We start from the raw sequence: 10,817 nt of genomic DNA, 5'->3' as shown, positions 1-10,817 counted from the left end.
GTCACTATCAGGATACGCCCGCCTCGCGGGATCGGTGCACCGCGGGATCGGCCGATCGCGGCCCTGGCCGGCTGCGGGTCGGCCGACCGCGGGTCAGCCGACCGTGACGAAATCGATGAGGTGCTCCACGCGGCCCACGAGCTCGGGCTCGAGGTCGCGGAAGTGCCGCACTCGGCCCCGGATCCTCGCCCACGCGTCGGCGATGTCCGCGGGCTCCTCCGCGGGCCAGCCGAGCGCGCGGCAGATGCCCGTCTTCCACTCGATGCTGCGGGGGATCGTGGGCCACGCCTCGAGCCCCACGCGCTCCGGCTTCACCGCCTGCCAGATGTCGACGAAGGGGTGGCCGACGATGAGCACGTGCGCGCCGTGCGGACCGCGCTCGATGGCCTGGGCGATCCGCGACTCCTTGCTGCCCGCGACGAGGTGATCGAGCAGGACACCCGCACGCCGCTGCGGGCCGGGGCCGAACTCGGCGAGCACACGATCGAGGTTGTCGGCGCCCTGCAGCAGCTCGACCACCACACCCTCCACGCGCAGGTCGGCGCCCCACACCTGCTCCACCAGCTCGGCGTCGTGCTTGCCCTCGACGAAGATGCGGCTCGGCATGGCCGTGCGGGCCCGCTGCTGTTCCACAGCGAACGATCCCGAGGCGGTGCGCTGCCGGCCGGCCGACTGCCGCTTCGGCATCACGAGGCGCACGGGCTCGCCGTCGATGAGGAAGCCGTCGCTCAGGGGGAAGGCGCGCACCTTGCCGCGGAAGTCCTCGAGCTGCACGAGACCCTCGCGGGCGCCCACGACGGCGCCGCACCACTCCGATTCCGTATGCTCCACCACGAGGCCCCGGGCGAGCGGCACCTCGCGCCGCTGCACGGGGCCGCGGCGGGGCTTCATCCGGGCGACGGGATCGTTGTCGTAGCGCGAGTCGAACACGGGGACGAGCCTACCGGCGCGGGGCCGCAGCGGGCGGCGGTGCGCGGCGCGCCGTTCCCGCTTCCCGTCATCCTGCGCGAGCCTGCGCTGCTCCGGTCATCCTGCGCGAGCCTGCGCTGCTCCCGTCATCCTGCGCGAGCTTGCGGGTCGCAGGATCCATTGGTGATCCTCGCTGTGGATCCTGCGACTCGTTCCTCGCGCAGGATGGCCGGGTGCGAGCGCAGGATGACCGGATGACGGAAAGCGTCGGGGCGACGGGGAGGCACCTCGGCGCGACCACTAAGCTGGGGCGGTGAGCGACGCGCCAGGGGATCGGGGTCCGGAGGACCGGGAACCGGGAGACCTGGATCCGGAGGACCGGGGCTCATCGGACGGGGACCCGGGACGCCGGGGCAGGCGCGGGCGCCGGCTGCGATCCCTGCTCGTCGACATCACCCCGCTGCGGGCGAGCCCCGCCTTCGCGAAGCTCTGGATCGGCTCCTCCGTGTCGCAGATCGGCGCGCAGATCACCATCGTCGCGGTGGGTCTGCACATCTACGACATCACGCACTCGACCCTCGCCGTCTCGCTGCTCGCGCTCTGGGCGCTCGGCCCGATGATCCTCGCGGGCTTCGTGGGAGGAGCGCTCGCCGACACCTTCGACCGCCGCCTCGTCGCCCTCGTCACCGCGATCGTGGGCTGGTGCAGCATCGGCACGCTGACGCTCATCGCGTTCCTCGGCGTCGAGACCACGTGGCCGTACTATGCGCTCGCCGCCCTCAACGCGGCCTCGGCGACGATCAAGGGCGCCACGCAGGGCGCGATCCTGCCCCGGCTGCTGCCGCCGCAGCTGCTGCCAGCCGCGGCGGCTCTGAGCGGCATCACGATGGGGCTCGCGATCACCGTCGGCCCGGCGGTGGCGGGGGTGCTCGTGGCGACCGTCGGCTTCGCCTGGACCTACCTGCTCGACGTGGTGCTCTTCACGGCCGCCTTCTTCGGCATTCTCAGCCTGCCCAGCGTCACGCCCGAGGGCGAGCGCCGCAACCCCGGTCTGGGCTCCGTCGTGGAGAGCCTGCGCTTCCTGCGGCGGGCGCCCAACGTGCGCGCCACCTTCGTCTGGGACCTCGTCGCGATGATCTTCGGCACGCCGCGCGTGGTGTTCCCCGCCGCGGGCGCGCTCGTGCTGGGCGGCGGGCCGGTCACGGTCGGGATCCTCACCGCCTCCTTCGCAGTGGGGGCGCTGATCAGCGGGCTCTTCTCGGGACCGCTCGGCGCCGTGCGCAGGCAGGGGCGCGCCGTGACGATCGCGATCGGGGTGTTCGGGGTGTTCACGGTGCTCTTCGGGGTCGTGCTGCTCGTCACCGGCGCGGTCGAGGGCCCGGGAGCGCCCGACGCGCCGCTCGTGCCCGCGATCGTGCTGGCCGGCCTCGCGCTCGCGGGCACGGGTGCCGCCGACAACGTGAGCGCGGTCTTCCGCACCACGATCCTGCAGGCGGCGGCCCCCGACGACGTGCGCGGCCGTATGCAGGGCCTCTTCTACGTGGTCGTGGCCGGCGGCCCCCGCGTGGGCGACCTCGTCGCGGGCGCGGTGGCGACTCTCGTGGCGCTGTGGGCGCCGGCGCTGCTGGGCGGCGTGGTCATCGTCGGCATCATGCTCGTCCTGCTGCGCACGGCGAGGGGCTTCCAGCGCTACGACGCGCACCACCCCACCCCGTAGGCGCGGCGCGTGCGACGGCGCGCCTGCGCCCCCTGCCCCCGTGCGTGCCGTCGCGCCCCGCCCCGCGCGAAACCGAGCCGATTGTTCGAAACTGTCGCGATCATCCGCGCTGGAAGGCTCGGCTTCGAACAATTCGCTCGGTCTGGCGGGGGCGGGGGGCAGGAGGCGGGGCCGGGAGAAGGGGCAGGACGGGGTCGCTCCGCGCCGATGGTACGGTGCTGGGATGAGCAACGCCGCGCACGCCACCGCACCCGCCGAGCCGCTGGTCCTCTCGCGACGGGAGGGCCGGATCACCCGCATCACGCTCAACCGGCCGCGGGCGATCAACGCGCTGAACCGCGAGATGTTCGAGCTGATCGGCGCAGCCCTCGAAACGGCGTGGCGAGACGACTCGACCGCGATCCTGCTCGACGGAGCGGGCGAGCGGGGCTTCTGCGGCGGCGGCGACATCAAGCAGCTCTCCGGCTCCGACGGGCGCGAGATCCTGGCCGTCGAGTACCGCGTCGACCACATGGTCGCGACCTCGCCGATCCCGGTCGTGGGCTGCATGGACGGCGTCACGATGGGCGGCGGCATCGGGCTCACGGGACACGCGAGCCACCGGGTGGTGACCGAGCGCAGCCGGCTCGCGATGCCCGAGGTGCGCATCGGTATCGCGCCGGACGTGGGCGGCCATCTGCTGCTGGCGCGGGCCCCGGGCCGGCTGGGCGAGCTGCTCGCGGTCACGGCGGGGGAGATGGGTGCGGGAGACGCGATCGCGCTCGGTTTCGCGGACTTCTTCGTGCCCGCCGAGCGCCTGCCCGAGCTGCGCGCGGCGCTGGCCGCGGGCGAGGACCCGCGCACGGCCTGCGAGCGCTTCGCAGAGCCCGCGCCCGAGTCGCCCCTGCTCGAGCAGCGCGCCTGGTGGGACCCGATCGCGGAGAACGCGCTCGGCGGGAACGGTGCGCCCGTGGCCGAGGATCCGGCGGGAGCCGTGCGGCGCCTGGTGCGGGCGCTCGAGGAGAGCGCCGGTGAGTCCGCGCGGGCGGTCGCGGAGAGCGTGCGGCGCATGTGCCCCACCTCGGTCGCGGTGACGCTCGCGCAGCTCGACCGCACGCGGCGCCTCGGCCTGGGCCTCGCCGAGGTGCTGCACGACGACCTGCGGGTGCTCGGGCGCCTCGCTCCCCGCCCCGACTTCGCCGAGGGCGTGCGGGCGCAGGTGATCGACAAGGATCGGAATCCGCGCTGGTCGCCGGCCCGCGTCGAGGATCTCGATCCCGCCGAGCTCGCGGCGATCCTCGCTCCCGGCCTCGCCGTCGACGAGGCGCCGCTCGTGCTCTGAGGCGTTCATCACCTCCGCGCGTCGTCGCCGAGTCCGCGGGCGTGGATCCTGCGACTGCGTTCGTCGCGCTCACTCCGCGCAGGATGACGGGGTGGGGCGGTTCGCCGCGCTCACTCCGCGCAGGAGGCACGAGCCGGCCCGGCCCGAGCCGGGGATCAGTGCGGGTCGCCGATGCAGAACTCGTTGCCGTCGGGATCGGCGAAGGTGTCCCAGCTGAAGTCGTCCTCGCCCCGTCGGCCCAGGTGCGCGGCACCGGCCGCGACCCACTCCGCGACGACGGCGTCGCGGTCGGCCCCGGTCTCGCGGTCGAGATCGAGGTGCACGCGGTTCTTGCCAGGGGTCGGCTCGGCGACCTTCTGGAAGCCCAGGGCCACCGGCACTTCGGGCGCCCGGACGATGCAGAACCAGCCCTCGGCGTCGTGCACGATCTCGCCGCCGAGGCGGCCCGCCCACCAGGAGGCGAGCGTGCGCGGGTCTGCGGTGTCCACGGTGATCATTCCCAGCCGGATCATGAGTGCTCCTTCGCTCGTTGCGGTGGCTTCCACGCTACCGCCGGCCGCCGACATCGACCGCTAGGCTGGGTCGGTGATCGAAGCCTGGCATCCGAGCGGACCCGATCTGGTGCACTCGGGCGACAACCTCCCCTTCCTGCGGGCGCTGCCCGACGAGGCGTTCACGCTCGTGTACCTCGATCCGCCCTTCAACACCGGTCTGTTCCGGCAGGCGGAGCGGGTGCGCGGCGTGCGCACCGCCGAGGGCGAGCCCGGCGGCCGGCTCGGCTTCCGCGGGCAGGGCTACGCGGTCACGCGCGAGCGCACCCTCGCGTTCGACGACCGCTTCGTCGACTACTGGGAGTTCCTCGAGCCGCGCATCGAGGAGGCCTGGCGCCTGCTCGCGCCCGACGGCACGCTGTACCTGCATCTCGACTACCGCGAGGTGCACTACGCGAAGGTGCTGCTCGATGCGCTGTTCGGAGCGGACTGCTTCATCAACGAGATCATCTGGGCGTACGACTACGGAGCGCGGGCGCGTCGCAAGTGGCCCACGAAGCACGAGAACATCCTCGTCTACGTCAAGGATCCGGATCGCTACCACTTCGACGCCGAGGCGGTGGACCGCGAGCCCTACATGGCGCCCGGGCTCGTCACCGCCGAGCGCGCGCGGCGCGGGAAGCTGCCGACCGACACGTGGTGGCACACCATCGTGTCCCCGACGGGCAGGGAGCGCACCGGCTACCCGACGCAGAAGCCGCTCGGCGTGCTGCGCAGGATCGTGCAGGCCTCATCGCGCCCGGGGGACTGGGTGCTCGACCCCTTCGCGGGCAGCGGCACGACGGCCGCGGCCGCGGCGGAGCTGGGGCGGCGGTTCGTCGCGGTCGACGACAACGAGGCGGCCATCGCCGTGATGCGGGATCGCCTCGCCGGGAGCTCGGTGCGGTTCAGTGGCTGACCGTGCGTCGTCCCTGTGACGTTCCCGTCCCGGGTGGGTTTTACTGTGCTCGGATCGTCGGAATCCGCCGGGAATTCCAGCGATTTGCGCACAGTAAGCGGAGAGGTCGGCCCGGAGCGAGCGCGCAGGACGGGCTGTGGATGCCGATCCTGCGTGCGGATTCCACGGCTGCGCTCCCTGCGCGCCACCCGGTATGAGGAGCGCGCCTCCCACGACGAGCGGCTATCGACTATCGGCTCGGCTCCACCGCGCGCGCGAGCAGCGCGCGGTGGAGGGCGTGATCCCCGCTCAGCTCCGGGTGGAAGGCGACTCCGGTGACCCGGCCGAGGCCCGCCGGGGTCGCGGCGTCGTCCGCGCCGGCGGCGTCGTCGACCGAGGTGACGCCGAGCACCCGGCCGTCCGCGCGGCAGATCACCCGCGCCGCGGACCCGACCTCGCGCACCTCCGGCGCGCGGATGAGCGCTCCGCGCACGCGTCCGTCCGGCCCCTCGCCGGCGACCCCCGTCACGCCGAAGCTCGCCTCGGTCGAGACGAGCTGCGGGCCGAATGCGTTGCGGGCCACGGCGACGTCGAGCATTCCGAGGCTGCGCTGATCCGGAGCGGGATCGAGGATCGTGCGGGCCAGCAGGATCAGGCCCGCGCAGGTGCCGAGCGCCGGCACTCCCGTCCGGATCGCGGCCCGCAGCGGATCGAAGAGCTCGAGTCGGCGCAGCAGCCGGTCGATCGTCGAGGACTCGCCGCCGGGGAGGATCAGGGCGTCCACGCGGGGTCCGTCGGGTCCGGCCAGCTGCTCGGCCCGGCGCACGAGCACGGCGCGCGCGTCGAGTTCCTCGATCATGCGGGCGTGCTCGACGACGCCGCCCTGCAGCGCGAGCACGCCGACGACCGGGGCGGACGCGGTACCCGGCGCGGACGCGGCGATCGAAACACCCGCCGGCCGCACCCGGACGGCCGCCTCCGTCGGGCTCACCAGCCGCGCTCGGCGAGCCGGTGCGGTGCGGGCAGGTCGGCCACGTTGATGCCCACCATCGCCTCGCCCAGTCCGCGCGACGCCTCGGCGATCGCTCGCGGGTCGTCGTAGCGCGCCGTCGCGTGCACGATGGCGGCCGCCCGCTTGGCTGGCTCGCCCGACTTGAAGATGCCCGAGCCGACGAAGACGCCGTCGGCGCCGAGCTGCATCATCATGGCGGCGTCGGCGGGGGTGGCCACGCCGCCGGCGGTGAAGAGCACCACGGGGAGCGAGCCGGTGCGCGCGACCTCGACCACGAGGTCGTAGGGGGCCTGCAGCTCCTTGGCCGCGACGTAGAGCTCGTCCTCGCCGAGGGCGCCGAGGCGCGCGATCTCCCCCCGGATCGTGCGGATGTGCTTCGTGGCCTCCGAGACGTCGCCGGTGCCGGCCTCGCCCTTCGAGCGGATCATGGCCGCGCCCTCCGCGATGCGGCGCAGCGCCTCGCCCAGGTTCGTCGCCCCGCACACGAAGGGCACCGTGAAGCCGCGCTTGTCGATGTGATTCACGTAGTCGGCGGGGGAGAGCACCTCGCTCTCGTCGATGTAGTCGACCTCGAGCGCCTCGAGCACCTGGGCCTCGACGAAGTGGCCGATGCGCGCCTTCGCCATGACCGGGATCGACACCGCGGCCTTGATGCCGTCGATGAGGTCGGGATCGCTCATGCGCGCCACCCCGCCCTGCGCGCGGATATCGGCCGGCACGCGCTCGAGGGCCATGACGGCGACGGCGCCGGCGTCCTCGGCGATGCGCGCCTGCTCGGGGGTGACGACGTCCATGATGACGCCGCCCTTGAGCATGTCGGCGAGGCCTCGTTTGACGAGCGGGGAGCCGGTGGCGGCGGTGGGTGCGGTGGCGGTGGATGCAGGGCTGGTCTCAGTCATGGATTCCACCCTGGCCGGACTCACTGGTACATGACAAGATCCATTTCCACCGAGTTGGAGTGGACCAATTCACTCGTCGCTGCCACACTGGAGGGGTGAACGAGCGCTCCTTCCGTGCCCCCGCCGAGTTCCCGGTGCACCTCGACCGCGCGACCGGCACCCCGCTCCCGGTGCAGCTCGCGGCCGCGCTGCGCGAGGTGATCGACGCGGCGGGGGTGCGCCCGGGGGAGGAGGTGCCCGCGACCCGGAGGCTGGCGAGCCGCCTGGGTGTGGCCCGCGGCGTGGTCGTCTCCGCCTACGAGCAGCTGATCGCGGAGGGCTACCTGCGCGCGGAGCGCGGGCGCGGCACGGTGGTCAACCCGGACCTCGCCCCGGCGCACTCCGCCGGAGCGCACGACGGGAGCGGGGCGCGCCGGGGCGGCCCGCTCGCGCACCGGCGGTCAGGCATCCGCGAGGCCGCAGGCGCCGATGGGCGCGCCGATTCCGCCGATGCCGGTGATGCCGCCGATGCCGCCGATGCCGGTGATGCCGCCGATGCCGGTGATGCCGCCGGTGCCGGTGATCCCGGCGGGAGCGGGCGAGCGGATGCCGCGGCCCGGCCCCCGCTCGCGCCGGGTGCACCGCTCACGGACGTCACCGAGCGTCCGGCGTGGCGGGCGGCGTGGCGGCGGGCCTCCGCTCGGGCCGACCGGCGCCCGCCCGCGCTCGGCGATCCGCGCCTCCGCGCCGAGCTCGCCGAGCACCTGCGGCTCGTGCGGGGCACCGCCAGGCCGGCCCGCGACGTGCTCGTGACCGCGGGCACGCGCGAGGGGCTCGGGCTGCTGCTCACCGCGCTCGGCACCACACGGGGCAACGGGCTGGTCGTGGGCGTGGAGGATCCGGGGTACCCGTCCCTGCGGGGCGTCGCCGCGCGTCACGGGGCGCGGATCGTGTCGCTGCCGGTCGACGCCGACGGGCTCCGCACCGACCGCCTGCCGTCGGGGCTGCTCGACCTCGTCATCGTCACCCCGAGCCATCAGTACCCGGTGGGCGGGTCGCTGCCGCTGCCGCGCCGCCGTGAGCTGCTGGACTGGGCGGGGCGCACGGGCGTCGTGGTCGTCGAGGACGACTACGACTCGGAACTGCGGCACGTCGGCAGTCCGCTGCCGACCCTTGCGGCGCTCGACGATCCGGTCTCCGGTTCGGTGGTGACCCTCGGCACCTTCTCGAGCACGGCGACCCCGGCGCTCGCCGCAGGCTTCCTGCTCGCCCCCGAACAGCTGCGCTCGCTGCTCGAACCCGTGCGGAGCGACCTCGGGTCGCCGGTGTCGGCGGTGGTGCAGCTCGCACTCGCGGACTATCTCGCGAGCGGCGAGCTGCGCCGCAACATCGCGCGCGTGCGCCGTCGTCACGCGGGCCGCAGGGACCTGATCTCCGAGCGCCTCGCCGGCATCGCCGACGTGCGGGTGCGGCCGATGAGCGGCGGGCTGCACGCCGTCGTCGAGCTGGCCGGCTCCGCGGAGTCCGCCCAGGAGCGCGAGGCGCACGCGGTCGCGCGGGCGGCCGAGCCCGCGCCGGGCCTCCCGAACGGACTCGGCGTCGCGGCGCTCGGCGCCTACTGGCAGCACCACCGCTCCGACCGCACCGCCGGCCTGGTGCTCGGGATGGGCGGCCCGGACGAGGCGGAGTTCCGGGCCGGGATCGAGCGCCTGCGCGCGATCCTCGTCGGGGGGTGAGGAGGCTCCGGATCGGGCGCGCCCCGCGCGGCTCCGACTTCGCTGCGCTCCGCTCGACCGGCGATCGCCGCCGTTCCCCGGGCCCGCCGAAGGGAATCCCGCCCGTCCGCTCGGCGGGCGCACGAGCGACGCGGGTCAGGCCTTCCCGAGCCGCTCCAGGAGGGCTTCGCGCAGCACGACGGCGTGGTTCGCCTCGTGATCGCGCGCACCGTAGAGCAGGGTGAGCGGCGAGTGCTCCCGTGCCAGTCCGGCGAGCCGCCCGAGCGCCTCGGCGGTGTCGCCCTGCGCCAGCTCCCGGCGGTAGTCGGCCGCGAAGGCGGCGAAGTGCTCGGGATCGTGCCCGTCCGGTTCCGCGTGCCAGGCCTTGCGCAGTTCGGGGCTCGGAGCCACGTCCTTGTCCCACAGATCGAGTTCGGCCCGCTCCTTCGACACGCCCCGGGGCCAGAGCCGATCCACCAGCACCCGGAAGCCGTCGCCCGGCTCGGCCGGCTCGTACACGCGCTTGATCCTGACGTCCATGCCTCCAGTCTGGACCGGCGCGCCGCGGTTGGCCAGCCCCCGCCGGCGGTGCGGCGGAGGCCCGTGGGCCTGTGGACAGCGCGAAGTGGGAACTGGTACGCTTGCCGAAGCGTTTCGGCAATGTTGCGGGAGTGATTTCAACGCAAGCAAAAACGTTATGACAATCGGATCGCGGCTTGTCCGCGTGCAATGAAATGAGGGAATCATGACTGAAGCGGTGACCGGCTCGTTCGACGAGACCATGTGGAGCGGCCTCCTGCACGGAGGGCTCGGCGGCACGTTCATGGGCGTGCCCAAGGTGGAGCTCTCCCGCGAGGCGATCCGGGCCGCGGGTGCGAAGGCCGTGGTGTACGGCTTCCCGTTCGACGCCACCACCATCAGCCGGAGCGGGGCGAACTACGGTCCGCGTGCGATTCGCGAGACATCGGTGCAGTTCACGAACTTCCAGGCGACCTTCGACTTCGACCTCTTCGCGCATCTGCCGCTGGTCGACGGCGGCGATTGCCATGTGGCGCTCGGCAACACGCCGAAGACGTTCGAGCGGGTCGAGGCCGATATCGCCGAGATCGTCGCGGCGGGGGCCATTCCCGTGGTCTTCGGCGGAGATCACTCCGTGAGCATCCCCGTGGGCAAGGCCGCGAAGAAGCCGGGCACGAGCCCCGGCTGGGTGCAGTTCGACACCCACCTGGACGCGGCGCCCCACGTGGGCGGCGAGGAGCTGAATCACTGCTGCACGATCACCCGCGCCGTCGACAACGGCTACGATCCCTCCAAGATCGTGCTCGTGGGGATCAGCGGGTGGATGAATCCGAAGACCGAGTTGAAGTACTGCCGCGATCACGGCATCCGCGTGATCTGGCTCGAGGAGATCTGGGAGCGCGGCGCACTGTGGGCCGTCGAGCAGATCCTCGAGCGCGTCGGCGAGGAGGGCTTCTACCTGACGTTCGACGTCGACGCGCTCGATGCCGCCTACGCGCCGGGCACCTGCGCTCCGACGCCCGGCGGGATGACGATGCGCGAGGCGCTCGAGATCGTGCGCGGGATCGCTCCCGCGGGCCTGATCGGGCTCGACATCGCCGAGCCGGCGCCGTCGCTCGATCACTCGACGCGGACTCAGCTCATCGCCGGTCGGATCGCCCTCGAAGCGCTGGCCTTCCATGCGGGATCCCCGAAGACTCCGGTGCACGTGGGCTGACCTCGCCTCGCCCCCGGGCCCCTCGATGCGGGGCCCGGCCGGCGCGCCGCCGCGGACCCCTGGGGCCCGGCGCGCGGCGAGCCGGATCAGGCGTCGTAGAGC

Annotated in this window: 10 protein-coding genes; 5 read left to right on the top strand and 5 right to left on the bottom strand. The window is 73.5% G+C overall.

The window, feature by feature from the left end; translation table 11 throughout:
• Positions 1 to 93: 93 nt before the first annotated feature.
• Entirely contained in the window at positions 94 to 930 is an 837-nt protein-coding gene (locus ACWKZU_RS18285) for a DUF3097 family protein (protein ID WP_449283767.1), read from the bottom strand.
• A gap of 409 nt (positions 931 to 1,339) precedes the next feature.
• Here ACWKZU_RS18285 and ACWKZU_RS18280 point away from each other — a divergent pair, with 409 nt between their 5' ends.
• Together ACWKZU_RS18280 and ACWKZU_RS18275 are read left to right on the top strand one after the other, a co-directional pair.
• A complete protein-coding gene (locus ACWKZU_RS18280; protein WP_449283769.1) occupies positions 1,340 to 2,626 on the top strand; it encodes an MFS transporter in 1,287 nt (428 codons plus the stop codon).
• A 223-nt stretch (positions 2,627 to 2,849) separates the two neighbouring features.
• Positions 2,850 to 3,947, top strand: coding sequence for an enoyl-CoA hydratase/isomerase family protein (locus tag ACWKZU_RS18275; protein WP_449283766.1), 1,098 nt, complete (start codon positions 2,850 to 2,852; stop codon positions 3,945 to 3,947).
• A gap of 155 nt (positions 3,948 to 4,102) precedes the next feature.
• On the opposite strand, the gene ACWKZU_RS18270 is transcribed toward ACWKZU_RS18275, so the two are convergent.
• Complete coding sequence (locus ACWKZU_RS18270; protein ID WP_449283765.1) at positions 4,103 to 4,459, bottom strand: VOC family protein; 357 nt, start codon at positions 4,457 to 4,459, stop codon at positions 4,103 to 4,105.
• Between the two features lie 76 nt (positions 4,460 to 4,535).
• Between ACWKZU_RS18270 and ACWKZU_RS18265 the strand changes: the two genes are divergently transcribed.
• A complete protein-coding gene (locus tag ACWKZU_RS18265; protein ID WP_449283768.1) occupies positions 4,536 to 5,396 on the top strand; it encodes a DNA-methyltransferase in 861 nt (286 codons plus the stop codon).
• A gap of 229 nt (positions 5,397 to 5,625) precedes the next feature.
• Here ACWKZU_RS18265 and pdxT read toward each other — a convergent pair whose 3' ends face one another.
• Together pdxT and pdxS are read right to left on the bottom strand one after the other, a co-directional pair.
• Positions 5,626 to 6,366, bottom strand: a complete 741-nt coding sequence (gene pdxT / locus ACWKZU_RS18260) for a pyridoxal 5'-phosphate synthase glutaminase subunit PdxT (protein WP_449283764.1) — start codon at positions 6,364 to 6,366, stop codon at positions 5,626 to 5,628.
• Entirely contained in the window at positions 6,363 to 7,286 is a 924-nt protein-coding gene (gene pdxS / locus ACWKZU_RS18255) for a pyridoxal 5'-phosphate synthase lyase subunit PdxS (protein WP_449283763.1), read from the bottom strand. Before pdxS ends, pdxT begins: the two co-directional genes overlap by 4 nt.
• 95 nt (positions 7,287 to 7,381) lie before the next feature.
• Here pdxS and pdxR point away from each other — a divergent pair, with 95 nt between their 5' ends.
• Positions 7,382 to 9,001 carry a MocR-like pyridoxine biosynthesis transcription factor PdxR gene (gene pdxR / locus ACWKZU_RS18250; protein ID WP_449283762.1) on the top strand — a complete coding sequence of 540 codons (1,620 nt, stop codon included), beginning with the start codon at positions 7,382 to 7,384 and terminating at the stop codon, positions 8,999 to 9,001.
• A 135-nt stretch (positions 9,002 to 9,136) separates the two neighbouring features.
• Here pdxR and ACWKZU_RS18245 read toward each other — a convergent pair whose 3' ends face one another.
• Positions 9,137 to 9,520 carry a DUF488 domain-containing protein gene (locus ACWKZU_RS18245; RefSeq protein WP_449283761.1) on the bottom strand — a complete coding sequence of 128 codons (384 nt, stop codon included), beginning with the start codon at positions 9,518 to 9,520 and terminating at the stop codon, positions 9,137 to 9,139.
• 205 nt (positions 9,521 to 9,725) lie between these two features.
• On the opposite strand from ACWKZU_RS18245, the gene speB reads away from it, so the two are divergent.
• Positions 9,726 to 10,715, top strand: coding sequence for an agmatinase (speB, locus tag ACWKZU_RS18240; protein WP_449283760.1), 990 nt, complete (start codon positions 9,726 to 9,728; stop codon positions 10,713 to 10,715).
• Positions 10,716 to 10,817: the final 102 nt, after the last annotated feature.

This window comes from Leucobacter sp., from assembly GCF_053528595.1.
The sequence above is the reverse complement of the archived record's forward strand: the minus strand, read 5'-3'. Positions and strand labels throughout refer to the sequence as shown.

Coding starts and splice junctions, on each gene's coding strand:
- pdxS (WP_449283763.1), bottom strand. CDS start 7,286: ATGACTGAGACCAGCCCTGCATCCACCGCCACCGCACCCACCGCCGCC.
- ACWKZU_RS18275 (WP_449283766.1), top strand. CDS start 2,850: ATGAGCAACGCCGCGCACGCCACCGCACCCGCCGAGCCGCTGGTCCTC.
- ACWKZU_RS18270 (WP_449283765.1), bottom strand. CDS start 4,459: ATGATCCGGCTGGGAATGATCACCGTGGACACCGCAGACCCGCGCACG.
- ACWKZU_RS18245 (WP_449283761.1), bottom strand. CDS start 9,520: ATGGACGTCAGGATCAAGCGCGTGTACGAGCCGGCCGAGCCGGGCGAC.
- speB (WP_449283760.1), top strand. CDS start 9,726: ATGACTGAAGCGGTGACCGGCTCGTTCGACGAGACCATGTGGAGCGGC.